The sequence below is a fragment of the Gordonia sp. McavH-238-E genome, from assembly GCF_022348225.1.
GTDB classification, from domain to species: domain Bacteria; phylum Actinomycetota; class Actinomycetes; order Mycobacteriales; family Mycobacteriaceae; genus Gordonia; species Gordonia terrae.
On sequence record NZ_JAKRFE010000020.1, the window covers coordinates 44,045 to 59,145 of the forward strand.

The window sequence follows — 15,101 nt, forward strand, 5'->3', positions numbered from 1 at the left end:
CACCCGGGTGCCGCCGTCGTAACGATGGTGCGACGCGGGACGGCGTCAGCCCCGCGAGGGCTCGTTGGCCGCGTCGGGATGCGAGGCGAGGCGGTCGATCGCTTCCTGAGCGACCTTCTCGGCCTGGTCGCGACCGACCCACCCGCCCGGCTGGACCTCCTTGCCGGGCTCGAGGTCCTTGTAGTGCTCGAAGAAGTGGGCGATGGGGCCCAGCTCGTACTCGGACACGTCGGAGATGTCCTTGATGTGGTCCCAGCGCACGTCCTTGGCCGGGACGCACAGGAGCTTGTCGTCACCGCCGGCCTCGTCGGTCATCGTGTACATGCCGACGACCCGTGCGCGCACGATGATGCCGGGGAACACCGACTCGGGGAGCAGGACCAGCGCGTCGAGCGGGTCGCCGTCCTCACCGAGGGTGCCGTCGATGTAGCCGTAGTCGGCCGGGTAGCCCATCGAGGTGTACAGGTAGCGGTCGAGGTAGACCTTGCCCGTCTCGTGGTCGACCTCGTACTTGTTGCGGCCACCTTTGGGGATCTCGATGGTCACATCGAATTCCACAGTTCCTCCTGGCAGTCTTGATCGGGGATGCCGCGTCGGGCCGAAACGCCCGCACGCTGCCCCAACGATACTGTTGGTCCGGCGACCTCGATGTTCGTACCCCTCGTTGTGCGTACATCCGGGCCCGTTCCATCGACCGTGAACCGTGAGAGACCCGGAGGCTTTGTGGGCGCATCCACCCGAAACGGCGGTCGTCGCGGTCGGAGACTTCTGTGGTGGACGATCACCGCGGTGGTGATCCTGGCCCTCGTCGCCACGGCGTCGGTCGTGATCGCGCTCCGCATCGACCGGGCGCCGGAACTCCCGCCCGGGGTGCCGCCGCAACCCGCCGCGGTCGCCGTCGACCCGCGGATCGACCCGGTGGTCGACACCGCGCCGGAGCCGACGCCGCCAGGGGTCCTGCGAGCGATCACGCCCGCACTGCGCAATCCCGCGCTGGGCGAGCTCAGCGGCAAGATCAGCGATTCGCTCACCGGTGAGGTCCTCTGGACGAGAACCCCCGACCGTCCCCGCATTCCCGCCTCGAACGCCAAGATCCTGACCGCCGCCGCCGTCCTCGAGGCCGTGCCGCACGATCAGCGACTGACGACGACGGTGGTGGCCGGCAGCAACGGGCAGGTCGTCCTCCGGGGCGCGGGTGACCCCACCCTGTCCGCCCAGCCCGCCGGAACCGACACCTTCTACACCGATCCGGGACGCATCGCCGACCTCGCGCGCCAGATCGAGGAGACCGAGATCCCGGTGACCTCGGTGGCCGTCGACCTCGGCGCGTTCTCCGGGCCGACGATGGACACCACCTGGGACCGGCGGGACATCCAGGGCGGCGACATCGCGCCGATCGAATCACTGATGGTCGACGGTGCCCGGCTGGAGCCGCTGGACGAGTACTCGCCCCGCACCGCGACCCCCGGCATCATGGCCGGCGAGGCGCTGGCCGCCGCGCTCGGTGTCGAGGGGCCGGTCACCGAGGTACGCGGTACCGCTTCGAGCGGATCCGGCGACGAGCGCGTGATCGCGAAGGTCCAGTCGGCCCCGCTGGTCACCCGGGTCAACGACATGCTCCGTTACAGCGACAACGTGCTCGCCGAGACGCTCGCCGTCGAACTCTCCGTGCATCGCGGCGGGCAGCCGACCCACGCGGGTGGGGTCGAGGCGATCGAGCAGGTGCTCTCGTCGGAGTTCCCGGGCCAGTGGGCCGGTACGACACTGCACGACGCGTCCGGGATCTCCTACGCGAACCGGACCACGCCGGAACTGCTCGACGCGGTGATGACGGCCGCGAGTGGTCCCGCCAAACCGGCCCTGCGCCCGATGCTCGACGGGCTGCCGATCGCCGGTGGCACCGGCACACTCGCCGACCGGTTCGACGCCGCCGACAACCCGGGCGCGGGGTGGGCACGTGCCAAGACCGGAACACTGACCGGGGTCAGTTCGTTGACGGGCATAGTGCAGACAGTCGACGGCCGCGTGCTGTCGTTCGCCCTGATGTCCGGCGGCACCTCGCCGGCGGACGCGCGACCCGCCCTCGATGCGGTGGTGGGTCAACTGAGAGAGTGCGGGTGCCGATGACCACGTCAGGAATCGCCGGGCCGGCGGCAGCGGAAGCCGGAACCGAGACCGGGACGACGCCGGAATCGGGCGCCGAGGACACCGTCGAGCGAGAACGCCGACCGGGTATCGGTTCGCAGATCGACTGGTCGCTGGCCGCGTCCACGGCGAAACGACTCGCCCGCCCCGGCCCGAAGACGACCGCGTACACCTACGAGGCGGCGCGCGCCGAACTGGCCGACGCCGCCACCCGCGCCGAGGCCCCGGTCCGAGAGGTCACGGGTCTGGCCGACGGCCTGCGCGTACCGACCACGCGGGTCCTCGACCGGGCCGGCTGGATCGACGCCGCCTCCCTGTCGATGCGATCGATGCTCGGTTCCGACGAGGAATCCGCCGACGCGGGCTCCCCGGGACTCGGGGCACGATTCGGCGGACTGCAGGCCGGTGGTCTGCTCGCGTTCCTGTCCACCGCGATCCTCGGTCAGTACGATCCGTTCACGCCTGATCCGGAGACCGGCGAACCCGGAGTGCTGATGGTGGTGACGCCGAACATCATCAACGTCGAACGTCAGCTCAAGGTGATCCCGTCGGACTTCCGGCTGTGGGTGTGCCTCCACGAGGTCACCCACCGCGTGCAGTTCTCGGCCAACCCGTGGCTACGTGACTACATGCAGGACAACGTCGCGGTGCTCACCTCCGACGCCGGCGAGTCGACCACCGAGATCGTCACGCGGATGACCAAGGCGCTCAGGGGTTCCGACGGCCCGCGCGAGAAGGGTGTGATCGGGGCGATGCAGCTGCTGCAGAGTCCGGAGCAGCATGCCGCCTTCCAGCGGATGATGGTCCTCGGCACCCTGCTCGAGGGGCACGCCGATCACGTCATGGATGCGGTCGGTCCGGCGCACGTGCCGTCGGTGGCACGTATCCGCACCGCCTTCGACAAACGACGCACCGCACCGCAGAATCCGGTGCAGCGACTCATCCGGGCCCTCATCGGGATGGATGCCAAGCTCGCGCAGTACATCCGCGGTAAGGCCTTCGTCGACGCGGTGGTCGAGGCCGTCGGCATGGAACGGTTCAACACGGTGTGGACCTCACCGGACACGATGCCGCTGCCGAACGAGATCGACGACCCGCGGGCATGGATTCAGCGGGTCTTGTGAGAAAGGCGGTCGCGGATTTCGCGGCCGCTCACCGGCTCGGTTCCGAGGTCTGCGTGGGACTCTCCGGCGGTCCGGACTCGCTCGCGCTGACCGCGGCGGCCGTCGGCGCGGGCCTCGACGTCACCGCGCTGGTCGTCGATCACGGGCTCCAGCCGGGCTCCGCCCAGGTGGCGAGGACCGCGGCCGACGCGGCGGGTGCCCTGGGTGCCCGAGTCGAGGTCCTGCCGGTGCGGGTCGGACGCCGTGGAGGTCTCGAGGCCGCCGCGCGCGACGCCCGATACGCGGCGCTCGACGCGGCCCGCGGTGACCGTCCGGTTCTGCTCGGCCACACCGCCGACGACCAGGCCGAGACCGTGCTGCTCGGGTTGGCGCGTGGTTCCGGGGCACGGTCGATCGCCGGTATGCGCGTCTGGAAAAACCCCTGGGGCAGGCCGTTTCTCGGGGTCCGCAGACAACAGACCCTGGCGGCGTGCACCGAACTGGGACTCGCTGCCCACCACGACCCGCACAATCGAGACCCGCGATTCACTCGCGTCCGGCTTCGCTCCGAGGTCCTCCCGTTGTTGGAGGACACGTTGCACGGTGGGGTCGTCGAGGCGCTGTGTCGTACCGCCGCGGGGGTTCGGGCCGACAACGACGCGCTCGACGACTGGGCGGCCCGGGTGCTGGCCGAGTGCGGGCGCGACGACGGCCTGGCGATCGGGCCACTGCTCGATGCGCCGCCGGCGATCCGGACGCGTGTGCTGCGCGCCTGGCTGCTCGACATCGGGGCGACCGAACCGACCCACCGGGTCATCTCGGCCGTCGCCGACCTCCTGGACGCGACGGCCACCGCCGACCGGACCCAGATCGCCGTGGGTGGCGACCCCGGGGTGCGTCGTGTCGTCATCCGGTCCGGCGACACACTGACGGTCCGCCTCACCCCGAGGTGAGACGGACCGTCGTCGTGGGTTCCGCGGCTATCGACGCGGAGGCGTGAAGGGCGAGTTGATCGTCTCGAAGTAGTGGATTCCGGCACCGATCAGTGTGCCTCCACCGCCCAGTGCGAGGCCGGCGATGCCGCCGATCGCGGCTGCCGGCGCGACGCCCACGAGGCAGCCCACCACCACGGCGACGAGTCCGATGACGCAACCGATCACACCGCCGACGATTCCACCGACGACCGTTCCGACCAATGTCCCGACCGATGTGCCGGTGCGGAGTTGGGACTGGAATCGCTCGAGAGCCTGATCGTCGCGTTCCTGCCGCGTCTGCGGAGCCGCGACATTGTGCCGAGCCACGCCGCGCAATTTCTCGACCTCGGTCGGATTGAGCGCCGACGAACGTGCGGCGTCCCGCGACGGAATGAGCGTGACCTTGTTCCCCGCGGTCCGGGTGTCGATCGGGAACTGCCGGAATTCGTTGCGGTAGGTGAGCGGCATCCGGAAGAGTTCCGCGCCGGCGATATCCCGGATCGTCAGATTCCCGTTGTCCGTGCTCACCGATGCGTTGTGCACGGTGAGAGTGAGTGCCGAGGCATTCCAGGACGCGTCGTATGTCGCGGCCGGGGCCCGCTGAGGTGCAGCTTCGGCCGTCGCGGCAAAGGCTGTGACGACAGCGGTGACCAGCACCAGAATCGCGCTCAGGCGTTTTTTGCGCAGGGGGGTACGCGAAGTGGGGAACACTAAATGCTCCTTCTTGTCCACACAGGACAGGGCGTGAGAAGGGAGGGGATTCAGAGGTCTGGTGCTCAGCTCTCTGCTTTCGAGAATGTCAGACGCTTGATCCACATCGAAACGCATCCCCGCGGAATGGTGCCCGTGTGATGAGTTGTTATGTGACTGTTATCCGCATAGCAATTTCGCGAAATGTCGGTGTGAAAGGAGATGAATGGTGTGAGCAGGTGATTCTTGGAAAAACCGCAGGTCGCCTTTCGTCATTTCTCTGATCGACGGCTGCCGGCCCCGCCGAGGTACCCGTTCGTCGCGGCGTCGGGAAAACATGACAAGCTGGAACCGTGCAGTTTGCCGATCCGTACGCCGCTGACATCGACGCTGTCCTGATCACCGAAGAAGAGATCAAGCAGCGCACCGCCGAACTCGCCCAGTCCGTGGCGTCGCGCTACGCCGACATCGACGAGGATCTGGTCCTGATCGGTGTCCTCAAAGGCGCGATCATGTTCATGACCGACTTCGCGCGGTCGCTCCCGATCCCATCGCAGATGGAGTTCATGGCGGTGTCGAGCTACGGGTCGTCGACGTCGTCGTCGGGTGTGGTCCGCATCCTCAAGGACCTCGACCGCGACATCGAGGGACGTGACGTGCTGATCGTCGAGGACATCATCGACTCGGGCCTGACGCTGTCCTGGCTGATGAAGAACCTCGCCACGCGTTCGCCGCGCAGCCTCGAGGTGTGCGCCCTGCTGCGCAAGCCCGACGCCGTGCGCTCCACGATCAGGGTCGCCGACGTCGGTTTCGACATCCCCAACGAGTTCGTCGTCGGGTACGGCCTCGACTACGCCGAGCGGTACCGCGACCTGCCCTACATCGGTCGCCTGAAGCCGTCGGTGTACACGCACTGACGCGACTTCCCGCGTGACTCACGCGCCCGACCTGCGAGGGAACGGTTTCACCAGCGTGATCGTTGACCGGTAGCCTCAATGTGTACGTCGACGGGAAGGACATGGGAACGGCGTCGGCACCGGGACTGAACCCGCGAGCCCGCTCGACCCCCACCAACTGGCATGAACCGTAAGACAGTCTTCCGCAACCTCGCCATCCTGGCGCTCATCCTGCTCGCCCTCTGGGGCTGGAGCGTGATGAGCGACTCCGGTCGGGAGTACCGCGGCGTCGACACCTCCGTCGCACTGCAGCAGCTCAACGACAAGAACACCAAGTTCATCAGCATCGACGATCGCGAGCAGCAGCTCCGGATCGAGCTCAAGTCGCCGATCAAGGTCAACGACGCCGACGCCGACAAGATCAGCGCCAAGTACCCGGCGCAGGCAGGCGACCAGGTCTTCGAGGCCGTCCAGGGCACCGGCACCCCGTACACGACCAACGTCAACGAGCAGTCCGTCCTGTGGCAGATCCTGATCTTCGTGCTGCCGATGATCCTGCTGTTCGGCTTGTTCTTCTTCGTGATGAGCCGCATGCAGGGCGGTGGACGCGGTGGGGTCATGGGCTTCGGCAAGTCGAAGGCCAAACAGCTCACCAAGGACATGCCGAAGACGACCTTCGCCGACGTCGCCGGCGCGGACGAGGCCGTCGAAGAGCTCTACGAGATCAAGGACTTCCTGCAGAACCCGGCTCGCTACCAGGCGCTCGGCGCGAAGATCCCGCGTGGTGTGCTGCTCTTCGGCCCGCCCGGAACCGGCAAGACCCTGCTGGCCCGCGCGGTCGCCGGTGAGGCCGGCGTCCCGTTCTTCACGATCTCCGGCTCCGACTTCGTCGAGATGTTCGTCGGCGTGGGTGCGTCACGTGTGCGCGATCTGTTCGAGCAGGCCAAGAACAACAGTCCGTGCATCATCTTCGTCGACGAGATCGACGCGGTCGGCCGCCAGCGCGGCGCGGGCCTCGGTGGCGGTCACGATGAGCGTGAGCAGACCCTCAACCAGCTCCTGGTCGAGATGGACGGCTTCGGCGACCGCTCGGGCGTCATCCTGATCGCGGCGACCAACCGTCCCGACATCCTCGACCCGGCCCTCCTCCGACCGGGCCGCTTCGACCGTCAGATCCCGGTCGGCAACCCCGACATGGCGGGTCGCCGGGCGATCCTCAAGGTCCACGCCAAGGGCAAGCCGATCGACTCCGGTGCCGATCTCGACGGTCTCGCCAAGCGAACACCGGGGATGTCCGGCGCGGATCTGGCCAACGTCGTCAACGAGGCGGCGTTGCTCACCGCGCGTGAGAACAAGCAGACGATCACCGCGGAGGCGCTCGAGGAAGCGGTCGACCGGGTCATCGGCGGGCCGCGCCGCAAGTCCCGGATCATCAGCGAGCACGAGCGCAAGGTGGTCGCGTACCACGAGGGCGGTCACACCCTGGCCGCGTGGGCGATGCCGGATCTCGATCCGATCTACAAGGTCACCATCCTGGCTCGCGGACGGACCGGCGGTCACGCGCTGGCCGTTCCCGAGCAGGACAAGGACCTGATGACCCGCTCGGAGATGATCGCCCGGCTCGTGATGGCGATGGGCGGCCGTGCCGCCGAGGAACTGGTGTTCCACGAGCCGACGACCGGCGCGTCGTCGGACATCGACCAGGCGACGAAGATCGCGCGTGCGATGGTCACCGAGTACGGCATGAGCTCCAGACTGGGCGCGGTGCGCTACGGCCAGGACCAGGGCGACCCGTTCCTGGGCCGGTCCATGGGGTCGCACTCCGACTACTCCGCGGAGATCGCGAGTGAGATCGACGACGAGGTGCGCCGGCTCATCGAGGCCGCGCACACCGAGGCGTGGGCCATCCTCACCGAGTACCGGGACACCCTCGACGTCCTCGCCACCGAACTCCTCGCAAAGGAGACGCTGACCCGCAAGGATCTGGAGAAGATCTTCTCCGACGTCGACAAGCGTCCGCGGATCACCACCTTCAACGATTTCGGCGAGCGCACCCCCAGCGACAAGCCGCCGGTGAAGACCCCGGGCGAGCTCGCCATCGAACGGGGCGAGCCGTGGCCGCCGCCGGAGCAGGCCAAGATCCCCGAACCGGTGGGAGCCGGCTACCCGGGTGCCCCGCAGGTCCCGGGTCAGGTCCCGAACTATCCGCCGATGTACCCCGAACCGGGGACACCGGGCGGACCGACACCGCCGGCGCAGGGCGGCAACCCCGAACCCCGGTACCCCGACCACGGGTATCCGCCGGCTCATCCGGGACCCCAGTATCCGAACCCCCAGTACCCCAACCCCCAGTACCCGAACCCGAACTACCCCAACCCGCAGTACCCGGATCCGGGCGCGGGGCGCAGCGGATCGGGCGGGTCCTACGGCGGTGGAACGCGTCCGGATTACGGTGCGCCGCGGGATTGGTCGGCACCCGGCTGGCCACCCGAGCCCGAGCCGCGGCCGGGCCGCAACGGCGACACCAACGGGTGGGGACACCGCGCCGATGACGACGACTCGCGGCCGAGTTCGTAAAGTGGCCGGATGAGCATCAACGAGCGGCAGGACGCCGTACTCGCCGGACCTCGATCGGAGTTCGACCAGGCGCGTGCCGAGGCCGCGGTGCGTGAATTGCTGCTCGCGGTCGGCGAGGACCCCGACCGCGAGGGCCTCATCCGCACGCCCACCCGGGTGGCGAACGCCTACCGCGAGATGTTCGCCGGTCTCTACACCGAGCCCGACGACGTCCTCGCGACGACGTTCGACGAGGACCACGACGAGCTGGTGTTGGTCAAGGACATCCCGATGTACTCGACCTGCGAACACCACCTGGTGTCCTTCCACGGGGTCGCTCACGTCGGCTACATCCCCGGTACCTCCGGTCGGGTGACCGGGCTGTCGAAGCTGGCCCGGCTCGTCGACCTGTACGCGAAGCGCCCGCAGGTCCAGGAACGTCTCACCAGTCAGATCGCCGACGCGATGATGCGCAGGCTCGAACCCCGCGGGGTCATCGTGGTGATCGAGGCCGAGCACCTGTGCATGGCGATGCGGGGGATCCGCAAGCCCGGCGCGACGACCACGACGTCCGCGGTCCGCGGCATCTTCAAGACCAGTGCGGTGTCTCGCGGCGAAGCCCTCGACCTGATCACCCGGTGACGACGGCGCACCCGGTCCTCGTTCGCGGGGGAGTGCACCGGACCCTCGTGATGGGTGTCCTCAACGTCACCGCGGACTCGTTCTCCGACGGTGGCCGGTACCTGGATGCCGATGCGGCGATCGCGCACGGACTCGAATTGATCGAGCAGGGTGCCGACCTCATCGACGTCGGCGGCGAGTCCACCCGCCCCGGTGCGGTCCGGGTCGATCCCGAACTCGAGGCGGCGCGCGTCGTACCGGTGATCAGCGAGCTCGCCGCTCGCGGCGTGGCGGTCTCGGTCGACACGATGCGTGCGCCGGTGGCTGCCGCAGCGGTGGAGGCGGGCGCGGCGATCGTCAACGACGTCTCGGGTGGGCGTGCCGACGCCGACATGGCGCGGGTCGTCGCCGATGCGGGGGTGCCGTGGATCCTGATGCACTGGCGTCCGGCCGGCGACAGCCCCGACCGCCGGTTCACCCACCGCAGCGGCGATGTCGGGGGTTATCGGGACGTGGTCGCCGAGGTCAGCGGGGAGCTGCTCGCCCAGGTCGACGCCGCGGTGTCGGCCGGTGTGGACGCCGACCGCCTGATCCTCGACCCGGGTCTGGGTTTCGCCAAGACCGCCGAACACAACTGGGCCCTGCTGCACGCGCTGCCCACCTTCACCGGGCTGGGTTTCCCGGTTCTGGTCGGCGCCTCTCGCAAACGTTTCCTCGGCACGCTGCTGAGCCGCGACGGCGCGGACCGCCCGCCCGCCGGGCGTGATGCGGCCACCGCATCCGTGTCGGCGCTCGCCGCCGCCGCGGGCGCCTGGGGCGTGCGTGTCCACGATGTCGCCGGCAGCCGCGACGCGGTTGCGGTCGCCGCGGCCTGGCGCGCCGGCGGTTCCCGAACCTCATCACCGGTAGGAGAATCGAATGGCTGACCGGATCGAACTGCGTGGCCTGAAGGTCCGTGGCAATCACGGTGTGTTCGACCACGAGCGGGCCGACGGCCAGGACTTCTTCATCGACGTCGTGCTGTGGCTGGACCTGCAGGCCGCCGGGGAGTCCGACGACCTCGCCGACACCGTCGACTACGGTGCGCTCGCGCAGCAGGTCGCGGACATCGTCGGGGGCGAACCGCGCAACCTCATCGAGACGGTGGGCGCGGAGGTCGCGGACTCGATCATGACCGACGAGCGCATCAGCGCGTGCGAGGTGACCGTGCACAAACCGTCGGCGCCGATCCCGTTGACCTTCGACGACGTCGCGGTGGTGACCCGTCGTTCCCGCATGGGGACACGATGAGCCGCGCGGTCCTCTCGGCGGGGTCCAACGTCGGTGACCCGATGGCATATCTGCGTTCGGTCGTCGAGGGTTTCGCCGACGAGCTGATCGCGGTGTCCGCCGTCTATTCGACGCCCCCGTGGGGCGGGGTGGAACAGGACGATTTCCGCAACATCACGCTCGTCGTCGAGGGCCCGCACGATGCCCGGCACTGGCTCGAGCGTGGTTTCGAACTCGAGCGCGCGGCCGAACGGACCCGGGACATCCGCTGGGGGCCAAGAACTCTCGACGTCGATGTGATCACCGTGGCCGACGCGGGCGGCGTCGTGGTCGCCGACGACCCGGACCTGACGCTGCCCCATCCCCGTGCGGCGCAACGGGCTTTCGTGCTCGTCCCGTGGCTGGAGATCGAGCCCGCCGCCACCCTGTGGACACCGGCGGGTGTCCGTGCGGTGGCCGACCTCGTCGCGGGGCTCGACGCCACCGAGCGGGATGCGGTGCGCGCGGTCGGCCGTCTGACCGGGGCCGACTCGTGAGTGCGCCGGAGCCGCGGCGGCCGGATCAGGACGACGAGCAGAGCGGCCTCGGTCCCACCCGGGTCCGCGATCTCGCCGCGATCGCGGCGGTCACCGCCGTCGTCGCGTGGATCCTGGTGCGGTACAACTATTCCGATTTCCCGCCGTTGCCGTTGCTCGCCGGTGTGGTGCTGTATGTGCTTGCGGCACTCGAGATCGTCATCGCCTTCGTCGTCCGCTCCCGCGTCGAATCCCGAGACGTGGGTCGCGCGCGGGGGCAGCTTCATCCGCTCACGGCGGCGCGAGTGCTGGCCCTGGCCAAGGCTTCTGCGATCCTCGGTGCGATCGCCGTCGGCGTCTGGCTGGGGTTGCTGGCGTTCCTGCTCGGGCAACACGACCTGGCCGCCGCCGACCATGACCGGCCGGGTGCCATCGTCGGACTCGTCGGCGGCGTGGTCCTCGTCGCCGCGGCGCTGTGGCTGGAGTACTGCTGCCGAACCCCCGACGACCCGTCTGCGGTGGGCGATTCGTGACGGTTGCCGCGACCGGCGGTGGGGTCGCAGATGTGTCGCCTAACATGCGGACTATCTGAGAAACTCCGCACCCGCCTGACGTCCGAATGTACTCACAGCGGGTAAATTCACGATCATGACGACCTCGAACGGCCGTGCCGCCGACTCGCGCCGGTCGAGTCGGTCACCGGCTCAGTGGTTGCTCGGCCTGTTGATCGTGCTCGCCCTGGTGGCCAGCATCCTCATGGTCTTCACCGACCGATTGTCGATCACCGGCTCGCTGGCGGTCATCGCGGCGCTGTGGGCGGCCGTCATCGGCGCGATCCTGGTGACGAAGTTCCGACGGCAGGCGGAGAGTGCGGAGGCGAAGAGCCGGGACCTTCGTCTCGTCTACGAACTGCAGCTCGAACGCGAGATCGCGGCGCGTCGTCAGTACGAACTCGACGTCGAGACGACCATCCGCAAAGAGGTGACCGCGGAGTCCAACGAAGAACTGTCCGAACTGAAGGCTCAGGTCCTGGCGCTGCGCTCCAGCCTGGAGATGCTCCTCGGCGAGCCGCTCCCGGACCAGCGGGTCGCGTTGTCCAGCGAGAAGATGCGCGAACTGGCCTCGGGCCTGAACGACGAGTCCGGGACAGGACGTCGGGCCGGCGCTTCCTTCGGTGGTGACTTCACCGGCGACCTGGGGGGCGTGTCCTCCTACGGCGCGACCTACGCCGACGACGGGGTGCTCGCCGCCCGCGACTTCGCGGCCACCGCTCCCACCACAGACGACGGGCGGCACACCGGTCCGGTCGACCCCAACGAGATGACCGAGGTGATCCCGATCGTCACCGACGATCCGATCTCGGGTCGTATCGCGACGGAGGTCCCGCCCGAGGAGGTCGGCGCCGGTGACAGGCCGGGCGGTGACGAGGCGCCCGGCACCTATGTCCCGAACGCCGACGTGCCAGACGCCGGTGTGTCCGACGCCGAGATCGTCGACACCGACGCTCCCGATGCCACGGAGGCGGCCACACCGACCGCCGGTTCCGCCGGCACGGGCACCGCCGAGTCCGCGTCGCTCCCGTTCTCCGGCGGTTTCTACCTCGGTGACGGCGCCGAGGAGTCGGCACCTCGGACCGCCGATACGCCGGCCGCCGACACGGCGGCCGAGGTCGGCGCCGCGGATCAACCGTTGTACACCGACGACACCCCGACCGATGAGTGGGCAACCGGCACGCCCGCCGGTGCACCCGACGCCGAGGCCCCAGACGCCACCGACACCGATGACGACGTGGAACCGCCCGCGTTCCTCTCGGCCGCGGGCCGGCACGAGAATCCGCCCGGTGGCCGGGCCGCGGAGTCCTACGGTGGCGGCCGCCGCCGACGCGCCTCCGACGACGACGCGGAATCGGCGCACTCGGCGGGGCTGCCGGTCTCGGAACTCCTGAACCAGTTGCGTTCGCAGGCCGAGACGTCCGGGGGCGGGCGACGCCGCCGGAACGGCTGAGCCACCGGTCAATCCCCCGAACGTTTCTGTCATCCGTTCGGGTCACATCCGTGACGTTGCTGCGATTTCGGCCGTGCGAGTTGGACGATCGCCCTAGTATTCCCGTATGAGCGAGACGCTCGCTGGTGGGGAGTTCGGTCTCGGACCCGGGTCCGGTCCGTCGATGGTCGCGATCCGCCACACCGACCGGGGGAACGCGGTCAAGCAGTCGCTGGTGAGTGCCGCCCTGTTCCTGCCGGTCTTCGCCTGGTGGCCGACTGTGCTGTGGCTCTTCGCATTCGACCCGCTGGACGGCACCCCGTTCCCCGAGTACTACGCGAATCTCCAGGCCAACGGGCCCGAGGCGAGCCTGCTGTTGATCTGGTCGCTGACCGCCCTGATGCCGTTGTACACGGTTCTCGTGCTGGGGATCTGGGCGCGGAGCCCGCTTCGGTCGGGTGTCGCGGTGGCGATCGGCGCGGTCGGCGCGCTCGGATTCTGGGGCGGCCAGGTGCCCGTCCTGGTGCGGTCGGGTGAGTACCCGATCCTCACCTTCTGTTCGGAGAACATGCCCGCCTTCGTCGTCCTCCTGATCGTCGCGTGGTCGGTCGCGCGTCGGCGTGGATTCTGGTGGGTCCTGGCGGTTCCGGTCATCGCTCTGCTGGCGATCAACGCCTATGAGGGCTGGGCGTCGAATCCGGTCGACGCGATCGTCGACGGTACGGGACGACTCCTCGACGTCCCGGCCTCGCAGGTGCTGGATCCCTTCTCGCCGAGATTCCGTTCGCCCTTCGACGATGTGATCGACATCGTGGCGGGGATCGTCACCCTGTGGGTGGTCGATTCGGTGTTCGGTGCCTTGTCGCGGCAGGGGCGCGACCCGCAGCAGTCCCGGGCCCGCTACTACTGACACTCACGAAAACCCACCGGAGACAGAAGGTTCGGGTCAGAACTGCATCGTCACGGCTCGTCCGACGGTGAATACGATGAACCCCAGGCTCAGGACGACGCCCAGTGCACACAGCAACCGGGCGAGTCGGCGGGCCGAGTTCGGCTGACCGCGACCGGCCAGATACCAGCCGGCCACCCCGATCGGCAGGCCCAGCCCGCCGACGACGCTCAACGGAACGGCCGCGACGCCGCAGGCGAGCGCCGCGGTGGTGCGCCGGGCCGGGCGGGTGTCGACCGGCGGTGGGTCCAGCACCGGGAGGTCCTGTGAAGCCCGAACGGTCGACAATTCTGGAACATGCTGCGGCACAGTATGTTCCGGTAATCCCGAATACGCGGTCGCACCCGCGTGCGTCCTCGGTGGACCGGTTCGCGACGCGCGGCCGCGCGGTGGGACTGCGGCGGTTGCGGGAATCGCGGCGGTGGGCGCGCGGACGGTCGGAGTGAACTGGGCCGCTCGCCTCGCTCCCGGCGCCGGTACGAACGTGGTGGTGTCGATCGCCGAACGGAGCTCCGCGGCAAAGGCTCCCGCCGATGACGGCCGGTCGGCCCGGTCCTTCGCGAGCCCGGAACGCACCACGGCGGCCACTGCCCGCGGGACGTCGGGCCGGAGGGCGGACACCTCGGGAGGCGGTGTGCTGAGGTGGTGGTGGATCATCATCGCCGGTGTGCGTGCGGTGAACGGAACCGTGCCGGTGAGCAACTCGAACACGCTGCAGGACAGGGAGTACACGTCGCTGCGGGCATCGAGGGAGCCGGCCGAGAGCTGCTCGGGTGACGAGTACGGAAAGGACCCGATCACCAGGTCCGTCGACGTGAGTGAGGTTGCGCCGCCGTCGGTCGATCGCGCGATACCGAAGTCGGCCAGGCGAATTCGTCGTCGCACGGCAGAGCCCGGAGAGCGTGGGTCGGACTCCTCGCCGCTCAGCAGGATGTTCGCCGGTTTGACATCTCGATGGAGCAGCCCGCACCGATGCGCGTGATCGAGTGCGGCGCCGATGGCGTCGCCCACGGCCGCGACATCGGCCAACGGAAGTCCCCGGGGGGAGGTGGCGAGCAGCGCGGCCGCATCCGTTCCGGGCACATACTGCATCGAGATCCAGAGCCGTCCGTCAACCTTACCCCGGTCATAGACGCTGACGATGCAGGGATGGTCGAGCTGGGCGGCGAGGTCGGCCTCACGGGTGAACCGGGCACGGAAGGTCGGATCGTTCGAGACGTGCTCGGCGAGCAGCTTGATGACGTCGTGGCGGGGGAGTCGTGGATGACGTACGAGGTACACCTCGCCCATGCCACCGGCACCGATCTTGCGCACGACCGTGTATCCGGCGAACTCTGTGCCCGGTTGCAAGCTCATGGGCAGACCTTCGTGTGCAGGCGGGTCGGTAGCGGCGGCGGCCG

General features: G+C 69.0%; 15 protein-coding genes. 12 read left to right on the forward strand and 3 right to left on the reverse strand.

Translation table 11 applies throughout. From position 1 onward, the window contains the following. Positions 1-45: 45 nt before the first annotated feature. On the reverse strand, positions 46-558 hold the full coding sequence (locus tag MHN80_RS22870; RefSeq protein WP_004020801.1) for an inorganic diphosphatase: 513 nt from the start codon (positions 556-558) through the stop codon (positions 46-48). Positions 559-723: 165 nt separating this feature from the next. On the opposite strand from MHN80_RS22870, the gene dacB reads away from it, so the two are divergent. The 3 genes from dacB to tilS are packed head-to-tail and all read left to right on the forward strand — an operon-like array spanning position 724 to position 4,201. Then, positions 724-2,127, forward strand: a complete 1,404-nt coding sequence (gene dacB / locus MHN80_RS22875) for a D-alanyl-D-alanine carboxypeptidase/D-alanyl-D-alanine-endopeptidase (protein WP_239403780.1) — start codon at positions 724-726, stop codon at positions 2,125-2,127. Beyond that, positions 2,124-3,269, forward strand: coding sequence for a zinc-dependent metalloprotease (locus MHN80_RS22880; RefSeq protein WP_239403781.1), 1,146 nt, complete (start codon positions 2,124-2,126; stop codon positions 3,267-3,269). The genes dacB and MHN80_RS22880 overlap by 4 nt, the downstream gene beginning before the upstream one ends. After that, entirely contained in the window at positions 3,266-4,201 is a 936-nt protein-coding gene (gene tilS / locus MHN80_RS22885; protein WP_374206407.1) for a tRNA lysidine(34) synthetase TilS, read from the forward strand. The genes MHN80_RS22880 and tilS overlap by 4 nt, the downstream gene beginning before the upstream one ends. A 27-nt stretch (positions 4,202-4,228) precedes the next feature. Here tilS and MHN80_RS22890 read toward each other — a convergent pair whose 3' ends face one another. Next, the gene (locus MHN80_RS22890) at positions 4,229-4,933 is read right to left on the reverse strand and encodes a glycine zipper family protein (protein WP_239403783.1); all 705 of its coding nucleotides are present in this window, start codon (positions 4,931-4,933) and stop codon (positions 4,229-4,231) included. Positions 4,934-5,265: 332 nt separating this feature from the next. On the opposite strand from MHN80_RS22890, the gene hpt reads away from it, so the two are divergent. From hpt to MHN80_RS22935, 9 genes are all read left to right on the forward strand, one after another. Continuing rightward, positions 5,266-5,829: a hypoxanthine phosphoribosyltransferase gene (gene hpt / locus MHN80_RS22895; RefSeq protein WP_004020806.1), complete on the forward strand. Its 564-nt coding sequence runs from the start codon at positions 5,266-5,268 to the stop codon at positions 5,827-5,829. A 162-nt stretch (positions 5,830-5,991) separates the two neighbouring features. Next, complete coding sequence (gene ftsH, locus MHN80_RS22900) at positions 5,992-8,385, forward strand: ATP-dependent zinc metalloprotease FtsH (RefSeq protein ID WP_004020807.1); 2,394 nt, start codon at positions 5,992-5,994, stop codon at positions 8,383-8,385. A gap of 9 nt (positions 8,386-8,394) precedes the next feature. Beyond that, positions 8,395-9,006 carry a GTP cyclohydrolase I FolE gene (gene folE, locus MHN80_RS22905; RefSeq protein WP_004020808.1) on the forward strand — a complete coding sequence of 204 codons (612 nt, stop codon included), beginning with the start codon at positions 8,395-8,397 and terminating at the stop codon, positions 9,004-9,006. A 50-nt stretch (positions 9,007-9,056) separates the two neighbouring features. Then, positions 9,057-9,911 carry a dihydropteroate synthase gene (gene folP / locus MHN80_RS22910; protein WP_239403802.1) on the forward strand — a complete coding sequence of 285 codons (855 nt, stop codon included), beginning with the start codon at positions 9,057-9,059 and terminating at the stop codon, positions 9,909-9,911. After that, positions 9,904-10,275: a dihydroneopterin aldolase gene (gene folB, locus MHN80_RS22915; RefSeq protein WP_239403784.1), complete on the forward strand. Its 372-nt coding sequence runs from the start codon at positions 9,904-9,906 to the stop codon at positions 10,273-10,275. The genes folP and folB overlap by 8 nt, the downstream gene beginning before the upstream one ends. Next, on the forward strand, positions 10,272-10,790 hold the full coding sequence (gene folK, locus MHN80_RS22920; protein ID WP_239403785.1) for a 2-amino-4-hydroxy-6-hydroxymethyldihydropteridine diphosphokinase: 519 nt from the start codon (positions 10,272-10,274) through the stop codon (positions 10,788-10,790). The genes folB and folK overlap by 4 nt, the downstream gene beginning before the upstream one ends. Next, positions 10,787-11,302: a DUF3180 domain-containing protein gene (locus MHN80_RS22925; RefSeq protein ID WP_239403786.1), complete on the forward strand. Its 516-nt coding sequence runs from the start codon at positions 10,787-10,789 to the stop codon at positions 11,300-11,302. The genes folK and MHN80_RS22925 overlap by 4 nt, the downstream gene beginning before the upstream one ends. 115 nt (positions 11,303-11,417) lie before the next feature. Continuing rightward, on the forward strand, positions 11,418-12,773 hold the full coding sequence (locus tag MHN80_RS22930) for a DUF6779 domain-containing protein (RefSeq protein ID WP_239403787.1): 1,356 nt from the start codon (positions 11,418-11,420) through the stop codon (positions 12,771-12,773). A gap of 106 nt (positions 12,774-12,879) precedes the next feature. Continuing rightward, positions 12,880-13,662, forward strand: coding sequence for a hypothetical protein (locus MHN80_RS22935; RefSeq protein WP_239403788.1), 783 nt, complete (start codon positions 12,880-12,882; stop codon positions 13,660-13,662). A 36-nt stretch (positions 13,663-13,698) separates the two neighbouring features. Here MHN80_RS22935 and MHN80_RS22940 read toward each other — a convergent pair whose 3' ends face one another. Continuing rightward, positions 13,699-15,057 carry a serine/threonine-protein kinase gene (locus MHN80_RS22940; RefSeq protein WP_239403789.1) on the reverse strand — a complete coding sequence of 453 codons (1,359 nt, stop codon included), beginning with the start codon at positions 15,055-15,057 and terminating at the stop codon, positions 13,699-13,701. Between the last annotated feature and the right edge of the window lie 44 nt (positions 15,058-15,101).

Bases quoted from the DNA above. Each gene is read 5' to 3' on its own strand.
- folK (WP_239403785.1), top strand. From the start codon at position 10,272: ATGAGCCGCGCGGTCCTCTCGGCGGGGTCCAACGTCGGTGACCCGATG.
- MHN80_RS22935 (WP_239403788.1), top strand. From the start codon at position 12,880: ATGAGCGAGACGCTCGCTGGTGGGGAGTTCGGTCTCGGACCCGGGTCC.
- folE (WP_004020808.1), top strand. From the start codon at position 8,395: ATGAGCATCAACGAGCGGCAGGACGCCGTACTCGCCGGACCTCGATCG.
- folB (WP_239403784.1), top strand. From the start codon at position 9,904: ATGGCTGACCGGATCGAACTGCGTGGCCTGAAGGTCCGTGGCAATCAC.
- MHN80_RS22880 (WP_239403781.1), top strand. From the start codon at position 2,124: ATGACCACGTCAGGAATCGCCGGGCCGGCGGCAGCGGAAGCCGGAACC.
- MHN80_RS22940 (WP_239403789.1), bottom strand. From the start codon at position 15,057: ATGAGCTTGCAACCGGGCACAGAGTTCGCCGGATACACGGTCGTGCGC.
- MHN80_RS22930 (WP_239403787.1), top strand. From the start codon at position 11,418: ATGACGACCTCGAACGGCCGTGCCGCCGACTCGCGCCGGTCGAGTCGG.
- folP (WP_239403802.1), top strand. From the start codon at position 9,057: ATGGGTGTCCTCAACGTCACCGCGGACTCGTTCTCCGACGGTGGCCGG.
- ftsH (WP_004020807.1), top strand. From the start codon at position 5,992: ATGAACCGTAAGACAGTCTTCCGCAACCTCGCCATCCTGGCGCTCATC.